The organism is Flavobacterium piscis, from assembly GCF_001686925.1.
Lineage (GTDB): Bacteria > Bacteroidota > Bacteroidia > Flavobacteriales > Flavobacteriaceae > Flavobacterium > Flavobacterium piscis.
Genome location: NZ_LVEN01000012.1, coordinates 100,697 through 121,254 on the forward strand (window position 1 = coordinate 100,697; position 20,558 = coordinate 121,254).

Below are 20,558 nucleotides of genomic sequence, written 5' to 3' on the forward strand. Positions count from 1 at the left end.
AAATTATCAAAAAAAAAATCTATTCTCTAGCCCGCTACATTCATTTTTATGAATTTCAGTGTGTCATTTTTCCATTCAAATTCCCACCAGAAAGAAAATTCATCAGAGAATTCACTTGGGTATAAAGCTTCGCCAATATCAGATCCTCCTCTGCTGCTATATAGTACGGTTATATGATGCTTTTCTATTTTTAGCTCATACGCCATTACATAATCACCGTTATCAATAGTTACGCTATATAAACCTATCTGTTTTAGCCAGTTTACATCCTCAAGATTTATTTTTGTTAAGGCTTCAGTAATATTTTTGTATTGCTCGTTCTGTGCTGTAAATGAATATTTATTTTTTAAAGCAATTTTATCATTGGCAATTAATGCCGCTTTAAATGTTTTTAATTCATTCATTAATTGATCACGATCTGTTTTAAGTTCAGCCGTTCTTTGTTTAAAGAATTGTAAGTTTTGCTGTTCAATTGTGTTGTAAACAATTTTCTCATTGTCATTGATTGCTTTATACCATTTTTTATTAGAATAGTAATTGTCTATCTCACCACTTTTGAATTTATATCCTTTTCGGGCGTATAAATCGTTGGTAAGAAAACGCAATTCGTCTATGCTTAAGTTTTCTATTTGTTCCTGCTTTATTGTTTTAGACAAACAACTCGCACAATCTTTAATGGTTTGAGATTGAACTGTATTAGCAAATGTGATTGTCAGGAATATTAATTGTAATTGCTTCATTTTTTTATTAATTAAAGATGTAATGCTAAAGAATCTAATTTTTTATACTCTTGCTTCAGTAATATTTCTAAAGGTTTTATTTTAGTATAATTTACTGAATCTTCTTCTCCATTGATCAATTTATATTCTTTATCTGCATTTATTGTAATTACAATATCTGAACCATCATACTGAATACGTCGTTTACCATTATTAATACGCTTAAAATCTACCAACTTTATACTATTTATTATTTTTTTCCATGTATCGCTGGATGTAACTTCAGATCTTGTTTTTGTTTCCTTATAATTTGCCCATAGGTACTTTGTCGAATCTTTTGAGATTAAAAGACTTGAACTGGCAGCACCTTTAGCTCCATTTTCGATGCTGTAGGAAACGGAATAGATAGTGTCTGCAGTATTTCGTTTGCAGGAAACAATTGTTATTAAAAACAACACAAATAAGATTAAAGGTATTTTCATTTTTAGCAACTAGACTATTAACAGTTTATTTTTAAATGTTACTTCCTTACTATGACATCAGTATTGTTTACAAATAATAGTAACTCCATATTATCCATTTTAGTAAGTGATAATATGCCATTTTTATTCACATTTAATCCATTAATCCTAAAACAAAATTCATTTCCGTCTTTGTCCATTAATGTTATAAATTCAATAGTATCAGATGAATAATTTTGACAGGAATGCGAAATGGTATAGTGATACATTACTTTAAAAGCATTTTTATCATAATTATATACTTTTCCATCCTGACTGAAAACCCATTTCGTATCCCGGTTTTGATCCATGTACCACGTTCCAATAATTTTTTTTGATGAAGGGTCTTCACTTTGGTTTTGTCCGAAGATTGTAGATATTTGTAATAACAACAGTAAAATTAAAAATAGCTTTTTCATCATTTTTCTTGTTTAATGGTGTGTTTGATATTTATTTTGAAAGTTTCCTTCTTATTAAAATAATATTTATTACCATTACTCTTCTTCATATTCCTCGTCATCATCATACGAAAGATAAGACCAGTCAATATCTAAATTCTCTAAAATACTATCGAAACGATCCTGATGGCTTGTTCCTATAAAAGCTGCCGTGCAATTATTATCTTGATCAAAAGAAAAACTGATCAGCTCATTGTAATCTTCAGTATATACTTTTTGATTATCACGACTTATATCCGGTATTAAGATCCAGTTTTGCTCAACAAACTTTACAATGTCTGAATCAATTGTACCAAAATAATTTCCGTTATATTTTAGTCCACCCAAAGTGCCATTAAAAACAGCCATAAAAAGAAAAAAAATCTCAGTATTTTGGGTTTCAATTTCCCAGTCCGATTTTTCAATTGTATCATAATTGCCATATACCGGCGGATTATCCAGTTTGAAATCTTCTTTTTTGATTCCCCAAAATGCTACAACTTGGCTTTCTTCGTAAATAACCAAATATCCATCGTCTGAAAAACCAATTTCACTCTCTGGTTTCAAAAGCCTGTTAAAAGAGTAATTTAGATTTTCTTCTTTTCCCAATTCCAGATAATATTCTTTAAGTTTTGCCGGAAGTGTTATCTCTAATTTCTTTTCCAGTTCAAGAATCTCAGCTTCTGAAAATCCATAATTTTGATTTTCTGAAAGGTCATAAAGGCGCTTAATTTTTTGTATTATAGTCATTTCAAATTATTGTTTAAATCTAAGTTGCGTAGAATTTATTTCTCCAAAAAAAACTCCAATTGCTTAAAAATCGGAACTAAAGATTTTCCTTTTTCAGATAAATTATATTCGATATGAAGAGGTTTCAGTTTGATCACATTTTTGTTTAAAATACCAAAATCTTCCAGCTCGCGAAGAGCAACCGCGATAGATTGTTTGTTAGCGCCTTTTATATCTCGCAAAAGTCCGTTGAAGCGTAAAGGACCATTAACAGCCAATAAAAAAATCTGCGGTTTCCATTTTCCGGACAACAATTTTAGAAGCCCTTCTGCAGGACATTCATTTTCTTTTTCTGATTTATTTTCTGTAGTCATATTTTTTAGACTAATTGACTTGTGAGTAAAGATGAGCGAAGTTTGCAGTAAATTTATAAAATTAAAAACCGACCAGTAAATTTAAAACATTGATTTATGAAAATACTGTCGCTATTATTCATCCTGATTTTCAGTTGCAGCTGTCAATCGCAAATTATCACTAAAATGAACGAAAACAAAATAAATCCGTTATTGTGCGATCCCGAAACCGGAACTTGCGAAATACCGATTGACGAAAAACTTAATGAAAGAGGCACTATTGCCACAGAAAATAAACCTGTAAAAATAGTGTATTACACAGATCCCATTTGCTCTTCGTGTTGGGGAATTGAACCGCAATTGCGAAAACTAAAACTGGAATATGGCGCGTACATTGATATTGATTACCGAATGGGTGGTCTCCTAGCCGATTGGTCTTACAACAGCGGCGGAATAAGCAAACCCTCAGATGTTGCCCATCATTGGGATGAAGCAAGTCTGCATTACGAAATGCCTATTGATGGAAATGTATGGATAGAAGATCCGCTGGAATCTTCGTATCCGTCTTGTATCGCCGTGAAAGCAGCGCAAATTCAGAGCAAAGAAAAAGCAATTACTTTTATGCGAATGCTACGTGAGAAATTGTATCTCGAAAAAAAAAATATTGCAAAATGGGAAAACATTGCAGAGTCTGCGCAACTTGCCGGTCTTGACATTAATAAACTAAAAACTGATTATGAAGGAAAGGCAAAAACTCTTTTTCACGAAGATTTAACTTATGCAAAAAACCTGGGTGTAAGAGGTTTTCCAACTTTATTTTTTTCTGACGGAAATAATAATCAGCTAACGGTTTATGGTTCTAAACCTTATACTTCGTACGAAAATGCTTTATTGGCCTTATATCCTGAAGCCAAAAAGAAACCATTTATAGCTAAAAATTCGTTAGCTCTTTTTGAAATTTATCCCACTTTAGCTCCAAAAGAATATGCCGTAATTCTGGATCTATCTTATGCTGAAGCAATGGACATTTTAGATGCTTTATACGAGAAAGGAGAATTGAGTAAAAAATCAATTAGGAATGGTTCTTCACTTTATAGTCGCAAATAATCTAAAAAACAAAAGTCGTAAAGGCATTACTTTTACGACTTTTATTTTTATTAGTTTTCTGCCATCTGAATCATTAAAATCAATTTGGAATCAAAGAGTCATTCGGATCACAAGGAAAATAAATAGTAATTTCTGTTCCTTCATTCAGTTTACCAACAGCACGGATATTTCCGTTGCAGGTTTGCATAATTTTTTTGCACAAAGCGAGTCCAACTCCTGATCCATCGTATTTTTCAAGCGTATGCAATCTGGTAAATATTTTAAAAATAGATTCGGCATATTGCTGTTCAAAACCAATACCGTTATCACTAAAAGTTACCCAATTACAATATACTTTATTAGAATATTCATTGATTTCGGGTTCTTTTGAAGCTGTTACTTTTATAACAGGAAGCCTGTTTAAAGAAGCATATTTTAATGAGTTTTGCATGATATTAGAAAACAGCTGCTTCATTAAAAATGGAACAGCATGAACATCTGGAAGATTTTCGCACTCAAAAGTTGCTTTATTTTCGTGAATTATCTCTTTCATATCCTGCAAAGTTTCTTCCATAATAGTATTAAGATTTACTTTTTGAAGAGATTCTTTGGTATGTTTTATTCGGGTATATTTCAGGATATCGATCAATAAATTCTGCATTCGGTTAGCCGATTTTGTCACTCGCTGTAACGAATCTATCACGGCTACGGAAGGAATATCATTTGTATCTGATAATATTTTCGAAGTAATAAACTGAATCTTACGTAGAGGTTCCTGTAAATCGTGCGTACTAATCCAGTTAATATTTTCCAGTTCCAGATTTGTTTCTTTCAATACATCACTAAGATTTCGGTATTTCTCTTCTTCTTCACTAAGCAATAACATGATAATCTGATTATGAAGAGAATGCGCGTAAGTTGCTGCTGCATTTAGTTCCGGTTGCAACCATGCTTTACTTTGATGTTTTATGATTTGCTTCCATAAATTAAATGAATTTCGAGGATGCAGTCCTTTACTATCTATAATAATCGCTTTTTCAGGATCTCCTGCCCAATTAATTACAGCAACAGTTTCCGGTCTGTACCAGATAATATTATTGCCATTGCCTAAGGCATAATAAATTATTCCGGATACATCTTCATAACTCTCCAGATCCGGTACAAAGTTGCTTACTTTATTGGTGTTGAATGTTTTTCCGTACTCCTTATCACGCATGCTTAGAATGATCTTATCAATTTCCTGATTAGATGGAGTTATGCCGTTTTTATACATTTTATTTCCTATACAAATAGAAACTCCTGTAGCATTACAAAGTTTTAGCAATTCAGGATTAGCACAAATAATTTCAAAAGATTCATGTTCTAATGGGATATTTAAAGCTGTTAATCGTTCCAGGGCTTTATTTGTTTTACGTGCAATTTCATATTCATCATTCGACTGTCTTAAATCGATTTGAGAAGTAATAAATTGTCCCTGAAGTTTGGCCGCCAAACTAATTTCAGGAGAAATGTTTTTAGGCGAATAATGATGACAGGCAATAAGTCCCCACAATCTGTCATGATGAATAAGCGAAATAGTAAGCGTTGCACCAACTCCCATATTTTTAAGATATTCAACATGAATAGGCGATGTGCTTCTAAGGCTTGAAAGACTCAAATCAAGATTTTTATTTTCCTTGTCATCTATGGTAAAAATAGGAACCGCTTCATAACCAATATCAACAATAAGTCTCAATAGGTTTTTCATATATAATTCTCTGGCCTGAACCGGAATATCAGTATGCGGATAATGAAGTCCTAAAAATGGCTCGAGATCTTCTCTGCAGTTTTCAGCAAAAATTTCACCATTATAATCTTCATCAAAACGATAAATCATGACACGGTCATAGCCTGTTATTTCTCTTGTTCCCTCTGCAACAAGTGCGCATAACTCTTTTAATGACCTTGTATTGTTCATATTAGACACAAACTGAATCGTCTGTGCATAAATATCTGCCAATTGTTCTCTTCCTGTAGATTGTGGTTCTGCTTCAAGAACGTAAATCGCACCTGATTTATGTATGGTGATCTGAAATGCTACTTCTTTTAGTTGTACCTCAAGCGGAAAAACAAGTTGTTGTTTTTGATTGTGTACGTAATCATAAAGCTCTTTTTGTGCTGGTGCCCCAAATATTTTACTGAATTTATGACCTAATACGTCTTCATAAACCAAATCGAGAAATACATTAATATTCGCTGAACAAAATTCAATTTGCCAATCCAGATTTATTCCAAGCAAAAAACCGTGAGGCTGTATACTTCCCGGAATATGTATAGGTTCATGTTCACAGTTTGTTAGCGTGACCAAATCACGATTAACAATATCCTTAATTTTCATTCTCGACGCTATTTAAAAAATGGTTGTAAATACTATCAAAAGCATAAACAGCACCTTGTATGATTTCGGCCTGACAGTTATGCTGTTGTTCGTAAGCAGTAAGCTGATTGAGAAAAGTTTTCCAATAACTGCCTGTTTTATTGCCATAGCCCGTAAAATACGAAACGCCTTCCTGCTGATCTAATCCCGGAATTGTTTCTATATTTTTTAAAATAAAACGTCCGCCAAGCGTAGATCCTTCTATGACATACATAATCCCCAGTGCAAAAGGAACATCTATATCCTGCTTACTAAAAACCGAAACTGTGTCGTGTTTTGTGCATTTTAAAAAAGAAAGATCTTTTTCAATAAGCTGCGTTTTTTCTCTTTCTGATAAATCTGTAATATGATTTTTTAATAAAGGAAAAATAATCTCCTGAGTGCTGTAATGCACATCAAACATCAACGATAAGTAAAGACAATAATCAGCTATTTTCATTTGAGGAGAAAGTATAGATGCTGAAACCGGAAGACTTTCGAGCTTTTTATGTGCTGTTGCTGTTTGATTTTTTAAATTATCTAAAAAATCAACAGTTATAGTAGGATCTAAATTATTAGTCATTGAAGATTGTGGTAATATAAATTGTTTTCGAACGATATGCTATTTAATTAATGCCATAAGTAATGTAAAAAACACAATTATGACATCGTGGTAAATGTAGCCTTTTTAATCGGTTAAAATTTTGCTGCATTACATTTTTTAACGTATTTATAGTCCTAAAATTGTATTGCTTTTAAATTTGAACTTCTTCCAAAATTAATTCTGAAACTGCATCAATAGCCTGATCAACGATACTTTCAGGTTTTCCTTTAAATGTAAATTGTCTGGAGATTTGCTTATCCGGAAAAATAATATGAATAAAAATAGTTCCTACGGGTTTAGTTCGTGTTTCGCTTCCACCCGGCGTTGTAAGTCCTGTTAAGGCAACACAAACATCAGACATAACATATCGATGAAAATTTTGTGCCATTAACTTGGTAACAATGGCTGATTCTGCAGTATGTTTTTGAATTGTTCCCTGCGGAATTAAAAGTAAATCTTCTTTCATTGAAGTATGATAACAAACCATTCCGCCAATCAGGATTTGACCTGAATTGATCACGGTAGAAAATTCATAACTTAATTTTCCTGCCGAGGCACTTTCTACAAAACTAATGGTCCAATTTTTCTTTATTAAAGCCTCGCAACACGCTATTACTTTTTCTGAAGCCATATTATTACATAATTAATTATACTTATTTATTCTCCTGTTTCGCTATGAGGTGCGTCTACAGGTTTAGATTGTGAAGAGCCTTTTTGCCGTAAAAAAATAGACAAAACAATAATAGCAAAAACGGAAAGAAATTCGCTTTGCCAATTCTGAAAAGATTCAAACCAAAATCTTGATTCCTTACAATAATCCATGATAGAAAGTGGTGGATTTCCTTTTAAGATATTCATGGTATTTTCGTCTTTTAAACTTCCATAAAAATGAAGTATAAAAGAAGCGAAAAACAACAAAAACAAACTGATTGTTAATGAGTTTTTATATAGATAAAGCCAAATTCCTCCTTTTTTAACCGGCCATGGCGCACCTTTTCGTTGTGCAGAAGGTTCACGATCTACTGCTTCATCTCCATCAAAACCTTTAGATTCTGATGATCCTTTTTGTTTTAAAAAAATAGTCAGCCATACCAACAAAGCCATTTGCAGAAACTCACTTTCCCAGTTTTCGAAAGTAGCTTCAATGAAATGTCCGGTGGTCAGATAATTACTCATCGTAACTGCATGACCACCGTTTTCTAAAAGCTCTTTGTTATATTCTTCAATACCAAAAAATACCTGACCTATAAAGGCGCCGATAAAAAGTAACAGAAACACAATTGACAAACTGTTATGGTAGAAAAATTTTTTCATTTACTGCTTATTAGAAATTACATCTCAGTAATTTTTTTGGTTTTTATTTTTAATTTTTTTCTCGCAGATTGAGCAGATTCTTTTTTATTTTTTATTTTTTTATACTTGAAATTACGATTCAAAGTATTAAAAAATAAACTTTTTCTTTAACAGCATATTACTTTTTAGTTTCTTAGAATAAAATCTGCTAAATCTGCCAAATCTGCGAGAAAATTAAAACACATAGAAACATCAATTCTTATAAAACTCCTTTTTCTATGTAATAAATTTCATCAAATCAAAGAATTATTCTTTTTTTAATAATTCTTCTCTTTCCCAGAAACGGTGTCTTCCCATTGCTTTTATAAAAGAAGTAGCCAAAGCCTTATCTCCTATTTTTTCGCTGGTTAAAATTCCCGCATCTTTTTGAACATCATCTTTTAACGGAAGTACCTGAACACCCTGACCTTCAGCTGCGATAAACTTGCAGTGGTGGTAAGCGTCTTTTATAAATTCGCCAACTTCTTTTTTGTTTTTAAGCGCCAGGATTCCTTTTCCTGCAGGAACAAATACAGCATCAAACAATACCGAAGCGGCAATAAGATAACTCTGATCTACAGCTATTTCCAGACCTTCTTCTGATACAATGGTTCCTAAATGCGGGGCAATAATTACTGCTTTTGCTCCGGCATCCTTTAAGGCCATTTTCATGTTTTTTACCGATTCGGCATTTACACCTTCTGCACATAAAAAAGCCACTTGTCTTGTTGCAATAGTATTCGAAATAGTTGGATTTTTCAACATGCTTAAAGCATCTGAATTTTCAATAGATTGTTTTACTTCTTTAGGTTCTTGCTTTCCGTCATCATCAGCTCCAACACCGTGATTAATTGGTTGCTCTAATTCGGTTGGCACAGTCATACCTAATGCTTTGGCTACTTTTGCTGCCAGATTTTTATCGATTTGAGAAATTAGTCCCAACATACGTTCTCTGATGGCTTTTGTTTCTACTTTTCCTAATTCAAAAGACAATGCGTCTGCAATATGATTTTGCTCTATTGGCGTTTGACTGTTAAAGAAAAGTTTTGCCTGACTAAAGTGGTCTGAGAAACTCTCGCTTCTTGCACGAACTTTCTGGGCATCAATTCTTTCGTTGAAACTACTAAAACCTCCTTCATCTATTTTTGCCTGAAATGGGCAACCTCCGCCTAATGAATTAGGATGATAACTCACACGACCGGTTGGAATTTCCTGACGCATGTGCCCGTCACGCTGGTTGTTGTGCATCGGCGCAACTGTACGATTGATTGGGATTTCATGAAAATTAGGACTTCCTAATCTTGATAATTGTGTATCTGTATAAGAGAATAATCTTCCTTGTAATAATGGATCATTCGAGAAATCGATTCCAGGCACTACGTGTCCCGGATGAAAAGCAACCTGCTCTGTTTCTGCAAAAAAGTTATCCGGATTTTTATTCAGTACCATTTTACCAATAATTTGCACGGGAACTAATTCTTCCGGAATTAATTTGGTTGGGTCTAAAAGATCAAACTCAAATTTGTGTTCGTCGGCTTCCGGAATAATTTGCACTCCTAACTCCCATTCAGGAAAGTTTCCTTCTTCAATGGCTTCCCATAAATCCTGTCTGTGAAAATCAGAATTTTTACCGGAGATTTTTTGTGCTTCATCCCAAGCAACGCCATGCGTTCCTAATTTAGGTTTCCAATGAAATTTTACAAAATGAGATTCATTATTTTTATTGATGAATCTAAAAGTGTGCACTCCAAAACCTTCCATCATTCTTAAACTTCTCGGGATCGCCCTGTCACTCATGACCCACATAATCATGTGCATCGATTCCGGCATTAGCGAAATAAAATCCCAAAATGTATCGTGCGCAGATGCTGCCTGAGGCATTTCGTGATGTGGTTCCGGTTTTACGGCGTGTATTAAATCAGGAAATTTCATGGCATCCTGAATAAAAAAGACAGGCATATTGTTTCCTACCAAATCATAATTTCCTTCCTGTGTATAAAATTTAACCGAGAATCCGCGTACGTCACGCGCTAAATCAGTTGAACCCCTTGAACCTGCAACAGTAGAAAAACGTACAAATACAGGCGTTTTGATGCTTTTATCATTAAGAAAACCAGCTTTTGTATATTTCTCCATCGACTCATACAATTCAAAATAACCGTGAGCTGCAGAACCTCTTGCGTGTACGATTCTTTCCGGAATACGTTCGTGGTCAAAATGGGTGATTTTTTCTCTAAGAATAAAATCTTCCAGTAAAGACGGGCCTCTTTCGCCTGCTTTTAGTGAATTGTTGTTGTCATTAATTTTCACTCCCTGATTGGTGGTCAAAAACTGATTGTCAGCATTTGACTTATTCAGTTCTAAATCTCTTTGTTTTTCATCAGCATGATCCTGACTTGGTTTCTTTGAATTTTTCATTTTTTTGATAGTTGTTTAGGATTTTTAAAATGATTTAAAAAACAGCTTCTATTCTCATTTGATAAAGTAGTTATTGAGAAATACAAACTGTAACAAGCCTGACAAATGTAGTTTACAATATAACCAACAGCTTACATGATTATTGTCAAAAATTACATCATTTAAACATTTGATAATCAGCAACAATTAACTGATTTGCTTTTTAAGAAAATAGATTTTTATATCTCGTAAAAAGTTATATCATTAATAAAAAAACTTACATTATAACTTGCTGTTAATTATACAAGTAGAATGTCTTTTTTTGTAAGAAATCAGCAGTTCTTAGTTGGTAGATTTGTACTATAACGAATCACTAAAAAAAAATATCATGAAAACTACAGATCAAAAAAGCAGCACTTCTGGTGCAAAGGCTACAGACAAAAAAGAAACTGCTACAAAAAAAGAGACTTCTCCAAAAAAAGAGACTAAAACGAATGATAAAGATGCGAAGAAGCCTTCGACAACAAAAAAGTAATTAATTCTAAAGTACATTAACTATGGAAAATACAAATAATCAAAATTACGGTCAGGAAAATCGTGATTTTAATCAGGACTTAGATACTCTTATCGACAAAGAAAATGCTAATCAGGATGAAAAATACCAGATTCAGGAAGAATTTATAGATGACGTGAATCACCAGACAAATGATTATAACAGAAACGAAAATAATCCTGGCGGCGAACCCATTACTAATGATGAGGATCAAATAACAAACGATGAAGATCCGGAAGATTTGGATGATGCCGTAGAGAAAGACGGCGATCTTGATGATGATGATTCAGAAGATGAAGAGAATTTGAGAGATATAGAAGAAGATTTAGACGAAGTATCGCATGATCCTTTTCCGAGTACGAATCCGGAAAATTTCTAAAAATCATGAAATATTATAAATAGATAACCGTTAAGATTTAAAAACTTAACGGTTATTTTTTTGTATATTGAAATGGAATTTTGCTGTAAAATTTATAATAAAAAATTAAAACTATGTAATCTTTCCTAATACAATTAATGTAATTTTAAATTATTGGTTTTAACCCAATTAAAATTGATTAATAAAATGAATTTGTATGATGGATATAACAATTCAAATCGTCTGGTTGTTTGTTCTGGCTATCCCGATAGCTTGTATCAGCTGGACTGTAACGCATGAAGAAATATTTAAGGAGCCTCGCGAATGGTGTGTAAAACATTCTAAAAATGACAGGACAATTTTGTCCAGAAAGGCTTTTTATCTTTTTACCTGCGAATATTGTTTTAGCCATTATGTCACAATCGCTTTTTTAATCTTTTGTAATTATAAACTTTTGCTAAATGATTGGCGTGGCTACATTTTGGCAGGATTTTCGCTTGTTTTTATGGCTAATGTCTATATGAGCCTTTTTGCTTTGCTTAGACAGGCTATTAAAAAGGAAAAAGTCGAAATCGAAAAAATTGTGAACGAAAACGATAGTGATAAGCTATCTGTATAAAAAAGTATAACTAAATAAATTGAAAACGTATGGAAAATTTAAATTTTATAGATCCATTATTGCACGGAATTACTCCGGAAAAAGTAAATAACACAATACCAAACCTTTCTGCAAAACAGCTTGCCTGCGCCGGAGTTAGTTCTCTTATAGTTGGCGCTGTACTAAAAAAAGCAGGACAAAATAAAGTAGGTAACCTTATTGGAGGTTTTGCTATCCCATTATTAGCTTCAGCAGCTTACAAACAATTTACAAAAGTTAGTAAAGCAAAAAAAGAACTTACTGATAGTAGTGGTATCGAATACAATCACTAACTATATTTCATGTTTTTTTGTTTTACACTAATCTCTCATTAAACAACAAAAAATAAAAGCCACAAATTCAAGATATACGATCATGAATTTGTGGCTTGCTTTTTTATAAATGGTTTGAATAATAAGAAAGAGCCTTTAATATAATTAAAAGACTCTTTTTACATGATATTTTTACTTTTTAAATGGGATTATTTGATCTCAATGTTTCCTTCAACCCAATTTAAGGCTTTATTAAAATCGAGTTTTTTAAATCCTTTAAATTCTCCGGGAACAACATAACTAAATCCGTTGGTGAAAGTAATTATTTCGTCAGAATCTGTGATGATAGCCGCTCTGTTCCATTTTCCGAGATGTTTTAATCCCAATAAAGCATCTTCAAGCCAGGCACCGGCAGTAAAATTCTGAATATCGGTATCTAAAACTAATAGAAAATTGATTTCATTTTGTTGTTTTACTAAATGTTCTACAGCAGGAATAACTGCGGTAAGAAAATCGTCTTTAGTTACTTCTGCCAAAGCTCTGAAAGCTACAATATTGTCTGTTGTATCGATTTGATGTATCATCTTATGGTATTTTTTGAAATTATTGGTAATTGAATTTTTATACTTTATGAATTTTCGAAGGTTGAAAATTACTGTCAAATTTAGTTATAGAACTGGCTTCACATATTATAAGATCTCAACGGATTTTTATATTATAACTACTTTGTTTTAATGGACAAAGGTTCAGAGATTCAGAGAGACAAAGGTTCAGAGGTTTTCTAATTGGGCGTGCCAATTGGGCGGAAGACGCACTGCTGTGCGTCTCTACGATTAAGCATGTGTGTGTATTATTATGACAATGCAATTTGATTAATAATTAATATTGATAACGAATCGTCAATGATAAATTGATAATTAATAATTAATAATCGCTAATGATTCTTGGTAGAGACGCACAGCAGTGCGTCTAACAGTTTGCTTTTACGATCAGCATAACCGTAATCTTGTCACTTTGATCGACGGGAAAAAACACTCGTTGGTGAATAAAGACTGAAGACATTGTTTGTGGAGTTTCTTGTGTGATTTCTCCCTTCGGTCGAAATGACAACATTGGGGGTTTGTTTATGAAAGAGGTAATTTTTTATTCTTGAAAAAACAAATTATCGTCTTATGAAAACTACGCACGCATGAGGGATAGAGCTAAGCTACCGAAGTAGCAGTGAAAGCCCGACAGCATCCCGATAAGAGGGCGTATACGCGCAAAGTAACTTTGCCCTCTTATCGGGATGGTGGCATGCCCCTATTTTTAAGGTTCTGAGATGCTGAGATGCTAAGGTTCGAAGGTTTTGCTAGATGGAACAAGATTATATACCTGAATTAAAATGAAAAAGCCTGTCTCTTTCGAAACAGGCTCTTTGTAAAAAAAAATAAACTAACACAAAATTTTTAATTATATCCTTGATTTTGTTTGAATACCTTTTGGTCAATAACGGTTTGCGGAATTGGAAATAATCTTCTAAAGGGTTGAGAAGCAGCTTTTGCAGTTCCGGCTAAATCGAATTTTCCAAAACGAATACTTTGTGGTCTTCTTTGTAATTCCCAGTACAACTCAAAACCTAATTCTTTGTACAATTGTGCTGCATCTAAAGAAGTAAGTGCTTTTCCTGGTGCATTGCCAAATAAAGATTCTCTTTTTCTGCTGGTACGCAATGTATTAAGATCGATCATGGCTAAACCTGAGCTTCCTTTTCTAAAATAGGCTTCGGCTCTCATGGCGTAAATTCCTCCTAAACGGAATAACGGAATATCGACATTACTGTTACCGTTTCCTCCTTCCGGATCGAATTCGTATTTAAAAACACGGGCTCCCTGGTTGATTTCGTTTTGAGCAAAAACAGATTTAGTAGGGTCTGCAAAGGTTAATGATGGTGTAAAATTCATTCTTGTTCCCGTACTTTTTTCCATAAATAATGGAGAAACTTTGATACGGTTACCTACCATTTCAAGAGATCCTGAAGGCAATAATATAGGTCCGTATTGAAGACCAGCCTGAATTCCTCTATTGAAATGGAACCAAGGCAACGCCGGGCTGCTTTTAGGTACAATATCGGTTGCGGGAACACTTACATCTGTACCATCGTTCATAAACCATGTACCGTCAGCATATTGGTAATGTTGTTCGAATCTTGGATCGTCATGATTACCATCCCATGATGCATAGAATTCAGGAGTTATACAAGCAGCATTTGTTCCTCTGTTTGCAGCAGATGCTCTCTGATTACGCTCCATACACACATAAGCAAAACTGTTTGAACCGTTACGGATGTAATCTATTTTTTGAGAAATGGCAAAAATAAGTTCTTTACCATTGTTGTTGTCTCTTGCAAAGTTTTTGAAAAAGTCACTTTCTAAACTAAATCTTCCTGAATCGATTAATAAAGAAGTGTAATAAATTACACGGTCCATATCTGTTCCTGTGCTGCCCGTTACTGCCGGTTCATTAAAATTGAAATTTGATGATGCATTGTAACGATCTTTGAATACCGCACGATTTAAATACATGTTGGCTAAAAAAGCATAAGCGGCTTGTTTGGTAAATCTTCCCTGATAAGTTCTTTGCGTACCAATGTCAGCTAAATCAGGAATTAAAGCCTCAACATCTGTAATTAATTTATCGATTTGAGTATCTGCTTTTAAAATTTGTAAAGTCGCTTTTGTATCCATTGGATCTTTATATGGAACCTGTCCGTATAAATCCAAAGTGGTATACGTGTAAAAAGCCATAAGTGCTTTTGCTTCTGCAGCATATAATTTCTTTTCAGGAATTGAACTTTGTTCAGCCGATTGTATAGCTGTTATACAACGTGTGATACCATTTGTTAATAAATCCCAGTTACCTACAATGATTGCATTAGTAGAGCTCCAGGTAAATTCGTGCATATCTCTCCATTTTCCGCCATCTCCCCAGTCACTTCCACGAGTTGGTAAAATAGCTTCATCTGTAGTGTATTCCTGCATGGCAAAAATGGCTCCGTGATCAACGAAAGTTCCGTCACCCAATCTGTCATAAGCGGCAGCAAGTGAACCCGCAGGATCTGAAACTGTATTTCCAGGTATTTCATCTAAAAAAACTTCATCCAGATCAGTACAGCTGTTTAGAAGAAAAATAAGAGAGAATAATGTTAAAAATTTTATGCTTAATAATGTCTTTGTCTTCATAATTTATAATTTTAAAGTTGCTCCGAAACTGAACGTTCTCGAAGTTGGATAAGCTGCGTAATCAATTCCAATAGATTGGTTTCCGTCGGTTGCTTTAGGCGTATTTACTAATGGATCAAATCCTGTATAATTTGTAATTGTAATTAGGTTATTTCCTGTAACATACAGTGTTAAGCCATTAATCCAGTTCAATCCTTTCAAATCAAAATTGTAACCTATACGCGCCGCATTTAATCTTATAAAATCAGACTTTTCTAAGAAAAGCGTAGACAAAATTGGTGAGTTTGTTGGATTTGCCCCTGACTCATAATATCCTGTTGCCACGTTACGATCTGATGCTAAGTTGTTAATATTTAAAGCATTCAATCCTGTATTATTCAACAAATAACCGCCTGTTTGCCCGATAATTGAGAATGAAAAACTAAAGTTTTTATATCTCATATCACTGTTGAAACCGTAGTAAAAAGTGGGCAAAGCTCCTTCGATAATAATCCTGTCGCTGTTATCAATTTTACCGTCTCCATTTTGGTCTTTAAATATGTTTGCTCCATTTTGATCAAAACCAGTATGCTCTAGCAAATAGAATGAACCGGCCGCATAACCGCTTTTGTAAATATTAGCGTTAACACCTGATTGTCCAGGACCAGAAATAGCACCTGTTAAGATTTCTGAAAGCGGTAAGTTTTCAATTTTGTTGTTTAATGTAGATCCATTCACATCAACATTCCAGGTAAAATCTTTTCTATCGATGATTTTAGAACCCAGCATAATCTCAATACCCTTATTAACAATTTTACCGTCGATATTTGTCCAGATAAATTTTGTCTGACTCAAAGGAGTTGAAGGTATGTACAAAATAGCATCTGTAGTTGTTTTATTAAAATAGTCTACAGTTCCATAAAATCTGTCATTCCATAAATTAAAATCAAGACCTACATTATATTGTGTAACAACTTCCCATTTTAAATCTGGATTTGCTGTTCTGGAAACAGAAACACCATTTACAAGATTTAAATCATCATTTAAATAATATCCGTCCGGGCCAGCCAAAGAGTAACTTGCCTTAGTTTGCTTATTAGGTACTTCCTGATTTCCTGTTTGTCCCCAACTTGCTCTAAGCTTTAGGTTATTGATTGTTTTAGAATCTTTCAGGAAATTTTCATTAGAAATATTCCATCCTAAAGCAAATGAAGGGAAATAACCGTATTTGTTATTATCTCCAAAACGTGTAGAACCATCAGCTCTCATAGAAGCTGTCAATAAATATTTATTATCGAAACTGTAATTTAATCTTCCAAAATAAGATTGCAATTCGTTTTCCTGAGCATAACCTGTTGTACCAGACTGCGTTCCTGCAAAACCTGGATTAATAGATGGTTTTACACCTGCTCCCTGCGCTGAAATTCCATCAATACTGAAACTTGTTCCTGATCTTTCAAATTTTTGATACGAGAATCCGCCAAGAACTTCAAATTTATGTTTATCGAATGCCTTATTATAAGTTAGATAATGCTCAACCAATGAATTTTTTGAATCAAGATTGTTCTGAACATATTTACCTTTTGGATTTAGATCGGTAAGGTTTGGATAAATTGTAGTATTTCTTTCTGATGTAGAGCGATCTACACCAACGTTTAATTTATATTCTAATCCGTCGATAATTCTGAAAGAAGCCTCTAGATTTCCTAAAACTCTTAATGTACGCGTTTGATCCTCATAAATACTTAATAAATAAGCTGGGTTATAATGCGCGTTCATATTAAAATTGGTGTACTTTCCGTTAGCATCAAAAACTGATCTGGTTGGGTTCGCCATCAAAGTATGCACAATCAATTGTCCGTTAGAACCACCGTCATCACTTGTTGGAACGCCATCATCTGTAGTCTGGCTCGCAGTAAGATTCAATTTTAGTTTTAAACGTTTGTTGTCTAAAAATGATTCAGCAGCATTAATTCTACCCGAAAGACGTTTGAAATTACTGTTATGAATAATACCTTCCTGATCCATTTGTGCAACAGAGGCATAATAATTTCCTGATTCTGTTTGTTTTGCAAAAGACAAAGCATTGTTTGTAGTAATTGCAGATCTAAAAATTACATCCTGCCAGTCTGTGTTTCCGCCATGATCAAATGCTTTATCTTTTATCGCGTTTCTATATTGGCCTGCATCTAGAACATCTAATTTATGAGCAACAGTAGAAACTCCCATATAAGAGTCAAACGTTAATGTTCCTTCGCCTTTAGATCCTTTTTTAGTGGTAACCAAAACAACTCCGTTAGATCCTCTTGCTCCGTAAATAGCCGCTGCAGATGCATCTTTAAGAACTGTAATCGATTCGATATCACTTGTATTCAAAAAGTTTAATGGATTTTTTGCAGTTGAACCTCCAAAACCAACATTAGTTCCGGCAGGGCTTGTATCATCATTAGACAATGGCATACCATCAACAACAAATAAAGGTGTACTTCCGCTTCTGATAGATCCAACTCCACGAATGGTAACGTTTACACCAGCACCAGGTTCTCCGCTTGTATTCACAACACGAACACCCGCAACTTTTCCTTGTAATAGGTTATCTACAGAAACGTTTACACCTTGTTTAAAATTACCCGCTTCTAATTGTGTAACAGCTCCGGTAACATCTTTCTTAGCTTGTTTTCCGTAACCCATAACTAAAACCTCGCTCAATTCAGCAGTGCTTGGCTCCAATTGAACAGTCATAAAACCAGCCTGTGCAGCAAGAACTTTTGTGGTATACCCTACATACGAAACTTCGATATTTTTTCCTTCTCCTACAGAAAGTTCAAATACACCGTCAAAATCAGTAACAGTTGAGTTTGAAGTACCGCTTTCGATTACCGTTGCACCAGGAATTGGCAACTTGTTTTCATCAACAATTTTTCCTTTTACTCTAATTTTGTCTGCTGCTTTTACAGAAACCGTTTTTGGCGCAGCTGACTTCTGAATTAAAACCAATTTACCATTAATGTTATAATTAAAATTGGCTTTTTTAGAAAGATCATTTAAAATTAACGCCACAGATTCATTTGTGTAATTTACTGTATACGTGGTATTATCAGCAATAATAGCTTGTCCGTAGCTAAATTTATAATCTGTTTGCGCGCTCAGTTTCGAAAAAATAGAAACAAGTGTAGCTTTCTCTATTTTATTTTCTATTTTTGATTTTTTTAATGAATTAGTTTTACTAAAACCACTCTCAATGGTCAGTAACGCTAGTACTAAAAAGATGAAACTCTTTAGATTTAAATAAGAAGGTTTAAAATACATGATTTAAGTTATTGGTTTTTTTTACGATACTTAATTATTAATTGCAGTTGTTCTCAGCAACTGCTTTTTTGTTTTTAATCCACTTTTACTATTTCGCCATAAACTTTAAATTTTAGGTTTGTGATATAATTTATTTGTTCTAAAACATTCTCTAATGATGCGTCCTTCTTTATGAACACCGTTAATGGCGTTGCCAATACGAGCTTATTATCATACTTAAATGAAACTCCGTATTTATATTGTAAAACCTTAATTACTTGTTGCAAAGTGGTTTGATTGAGCGTAACATCCGTATTGTACCAATTGACCAAATAGGATTTTTCAGCCATTTGTTTGGTTAATTTTTGTGCTGTAAACAAAGCTTCTTCATTTGGAACCAAATCTACGCTCTGCCCTTTTGCAGAAACATTTACTTTACCGGTTACCACAATCACTTCGCATTTTGATTTTGACATTTGAATGTGAAATGAAGTTCCCACAACTCTCGTTTTAATTTCGCCGGAGCTAATAATAAAAGGATGCTTTTTGTCTTTGGCTATTTCAAAAAATGCATTTCCTTTTAATAAAGAAACATTTCGCTCTTCGCCCTTGAATTTTTCAGGATACTGAAATGATGAATTTGCTGCCAGATAAATTTTCGAGCCGTCACTTAATTGGATAGATTTGGGGGTATCTGACGTTTTAAATGATAATTGTTTTTCGGCTACGATAGCTGGCTTAAAGTAAAAACCTAAACCAACCAGAAAAAGAATGCTGGCAGCTGCCATATATTGTAAATAAGGATTGAAGTTTTTCTTCTTTCCTATTCTAATTTGAATATTGTTGTAAATATCCTGAGCAACTTCGTCGGGATTTCCCATTGACATTGCGTCCCAATTTGATTTTTGATATTCCTTTAAAGTAAAATTATGCAACAAATCTTCTTCTGCTCTTGAAGTTTTATGTCGGGAACTTTTATTGATAAGATATTCTAAACTGTGCTTGATTCTTTTTACCATAATACTTGTTATTATCAATAAGTACCTAAAATGTAAAATCGTACTATCGCGAAATATTATGAAACCATTAACAGAAAGTTATCTTAAAAAGTTTTGTGCAAAATAATATATGGAGCAAGCCAGGCAAGGTCTTTCAGGCCTTCACGCAATTGTTTTAAAGCAGATGAAATTTGATTTTTTACGGTTTGTTTGGAAATTCCGAGTTCTTCGGCAATCTGATCAATTGACATGTCCTGAAATTTGTACATCAATAAAACTTCTTTTCGTTTCTCCGGAAGTTTATCTAATAAAGAATAAAGTAAATCCATTAATTCAGGATCGATCGAACTGAAATTATCAATAATGTAATCTTCAAATTTATCTTCAAGAATCGTCTTGTCGAACTTGTTATTCTGATAATGTTTAAAGACCTGATTTTTTACTGCCCGAAACAAATAAGGTTCGATTGCATTTATATTAAGGTCGTCTTTTCGTTCCCATAAATCAATAAAAACATCCTGAACAATGTTCTGTGCCAAGTCTTTATCCTGAGTCATCGTATACGAAAATGCATTCAGCTTTTTCCAGTAATCATTATACGTTTTTTCAAATATTTCAGGGTTTTTCATAGCTTATTTTAGGACTTTTTGATGATGTAAAATAATAAAATGTTATACCAAGGTTTTTTGTCTGAACGTTA

General features: G+C 33.6%; 20 protein-coding genes. 5 read left to right on the forward strand and 15 right to left on the reverse strand.

What is annotated here, in order from left to right:
* Positions 1 to 26 precede the first annotated feature (26 nt).
* The 5 genes from FLP_RS07585 to FLP_RS07605 all read right to left on the reverse strand — a co-directional run bounded on the left by FLP_RS07585 (position 27) and on the right by FLP_RS07605 (position 2,759).
* Positions 27 to 740: a YARHG domain-containing protein gene (locus FLP_RS07585; protein WP_065448919.1), complete on the reverse strand. Its 714-nt coding sequence runs from the start codon at positions 738 to 740 to the stop codon at positions 27 to 29.
* An 11-nt stretch (positions 741 to 751) separates the two neighbouring features.
* Complete coding sequence (locus FLP_RS07590) at positions 752 to 1,201, reverse strand: hypothetical protein (protein ID WP_065448920.1); 450 nt, start codon at positions 1,199 to 1,201, stop codon at positions 752 to 754.
* A gap of 38 nt (positions 1,202 to 1,239) precedes the next feature.
* Positions 1,240 to 1,638 carry a hypothetical protein gene (locus tag FLP_RS07595; protein ID WP_065449124.1) on the reverse strand — a complete coding sequence of 133 codons (399 nt, stop codon included), beginning with the start codon at positions 1,636 to 1,638 and terminating at the stop codon, positions 1,240 to 1,242.
* A gap of 75 nt (positions 1,639 to 1,713) precedes the next feature.
* Positions 1,714 to 2,406 carry an SMI1/KNR4 family protein gene (locus FLP_RS07600; RefSeq protein WP_065448921.1) on the reverse strand — a complete coding sequence of 231 codons (693 nt, stop codon included), beginning with the start codon at positions 2,404 to 2,406 and terminating at the stop codon, positions 1,714 to 1,716.
* Between the two features lie 35 nt (positions 2,407 to 2,441).
* Entirely contained in the window at positions 2,442 to 2,759 is a 318-nt protein-coding gene (locus FLP_RS07605; protein ID WP_065448922.1) for a winged helix-turn-helix transcriptional regulator, read from the reverse strand.
* Between the two features lie 165 nt (positions 2,760 to 2,924).
* On the opposite strand from FLP_RS07605, the gene FLP_RS07610 reads away from it, so the two are divergent.
* Positions 2,925 to 3,845: a DsbA family protein gene (locus tag FLP_RS07610; protein WP_065448923.1), complete on the forward strand. Its 921-nt coding sequence runs from the start codon at positions 2,925 to 2,927 to the stop codon at positions 3,843 to 3,845.
* Positions 3,846 to 3,924: 79 nt separating this feature from the next.
* Here the strand turns inward: FLP_RS07610 and FLP_RS07615 are convergent, their stop codons facing one another.
* From FLP_RS07615 to FLP_RS07635, 5 genes are all read right to left on the reverse strand, one after another.
* The gene (locus tag FLP_RS07615) at positions 3,925 to 6,201 is read right to left on the reverse strand and encodes an ATP-binding protein (protein WP_065448924.1); all 2,277 of its coding nucleotides are present in this window, start codon (positions 6,199 to 6,201) and stop codon (positions 3,925 to 3,927) included.
* Complete coding sequence (locus FLP_RS07620) at positions 6,191 to 6,802, reverse strand: biliverdin-producing heme oxygenase (RefSeq protein ID WP_065448925.1); 612 nt, start codon at positions 6,800 to 6,802, stop codon at positions 6,191 to 6,193. Before FLP_RS07620 ends, FLP_RS07615 begins: the two co-directional genes overlap by 11 nt.
* Positions 6,803 to 6,974: 172 nt before the next feature.
* Positions 6,975 to 7,454 carry a CinA family protein gene (locus FLP_RS07625; RefSeq protein ID WP_065448926.1) on the reverse strand — a complete coding sequence of 160 codons (480 nt, stop codon included), beginning with the start codon at positions 7,452 to 7,454 and terminating at the stop codon, positions 6,975 to 6,977.
* 26 nt (positions 7,455 to 7,480) lie between these two features.
* Positions 7,481 to 8,137: a DUF6766 family protein gene (locus tag FLP_RS07630; protein WP_065448927.1), complete on the reverse strand. Its 657-nt coding sequence runs from the start codon at positions 8,135 to 8,137 to the stop codon at positions 7,481 to 7,483.
* Between the two features lie 285 nt (positions 8,138 to 8,422).
* Positions 8,423 to 10,573, reverse strand: a complete 2,151-nt coding sequence (locus FLP_RS07635; RefSeq protein ID WP_065448928.1) for a catalase — start codon at positions 10,571 to 10,573, stop codon at positions 8,423 to 8,425.
* A gap of 367 nt (positions 10,574 to 10,940) precedes the next feature.
* Between FLP_RS07635 and FLP_RS25430 the strand changes: the two genes are divergently transcribed.
* The 4 genes from FLP_RS25430 (at position 10,941) to FLP_RS07650 (ending at position 12,393) form a co-directional block, all read left to right on the forward strand.
* Entirely contained in the window at positions 10,941 to 11,087 is a 147-nt protein-coding gene (locus FLP_RS25430) for a hypothetical protein (protein WP_165606655.1), read from the forward strand.
* A gap of 22 nt (positions 11,088 to 11,109) precedes the next feature.
* Positions 11,110 to 11,484, forward strand: coding sequence for a hypothetical protein (locus FLP_RS07640; protein WP_065448929.1), 375 nt, complete (start codon positions 11,110 to 11,112; stop codon positions 11,482 to 11,484).
* Positions 11,485 to 11,680: 196 nt separating this feature from the next.
* Positions 11,681 to 12,082, forward strand: coding sequence for a hypothetical protein (locus tag FLP_RS07645; RefSeq protein WP_243397510.1), 402 nt, complete (start codon positions 11,681 to 11,683; stop codon positions 12,080 to 12,082).
* A gap of 29 nt (positions 12,083 to 12,111) precedes the next feature.
* The gene (locus tag FLP_RS07650; protein WP_065448931.1) at positions 12,112 to 12,393 is read left to right on the forward strand and encodes a hypothetical protein; all 282 of its coding nucleotides are present in this window, start codon (positions 12,112 to 12,114) and stop codon (positions 12,391 to 12,393) included.
* A 188-nt stretch (positions 12,394 to 12,581) separates the two neighbouring features.
* Here FLP_RS07650 and FLP_RS07655 read toward each other — a convergent pair whose 3' ends face one another.
* The 5 genes from FLP_RS07655 to FLP_RS07675 form a co-directional block, all read right to left on the reverse strand.
* Positions 12,582 to 12,956 carry a SpoIIAA family protein gene (locus FLP_RS07655; RefSeq protein WP_065448932.1) on the reverse strand — a complete coding sequence of 125 codons (375 nt, stop codon included), beginning with the start codon at positions 12,954 to 12,956 and terminating at the stop codon, positions 12,582 to 12,584.
* 864 nt (positions 12,957 to 13,820) lie between these two features.
* The gene (locus FLP_RS07660) at positions 13,821 to 15,593 is read right to left on the reverse strand and encodes a RagB/SusD family nutrient uptake outer membrane protein (protein WP_065448933.1); all 1,773 of its coding nucleotides are present in this window, start codon (positions 15,591 to 15,593) and stop codon (positions 13,821 to 13,823) included.
* A gap of 3 nt (positions 15,594 to 15,596) precedes the next feature.
* On the reverse strand, positions 15,597 to 18,881 hold the full coding sequence (locus tag FLP_RS07665) for a SusC/RagA family TonB-linked outer membrane protein (RefSeq protein ID WP_065448934.1): 3,285 nt from the start codon (positions 18,879 to 18,881) through the stop codon (positions 15,597 to 15,599).
* Positions 18,882 to 18,955: 74 nt separating this feature from the next.
* Positions 18,956 to 19,879, reverse strand: coding sequence for a FecR family protein (locus FLP_RS07670; protein ID WP_065448935.1), 924 nt, complete (start codon positions 19,877 to 19,879; stop codon positions 18,956 to 18,958).
* Positions 19,880 to 19,962: 83 nt separating this feature from the next.
* On the reverse strand, positions 19,963 to 20,487 hold the full coding sequence (locus FLP_RS07675) for an RNA polymerase sigma-70 factor (RefSeq protein WP_065448936.1): 525 nt from the start codon (positions 20,485 to 20,487) through the stop codon (positions 19,963 to 19,965).
* Positions 20,488 to 20,558 lie beyond the last annotated feature (71 nt).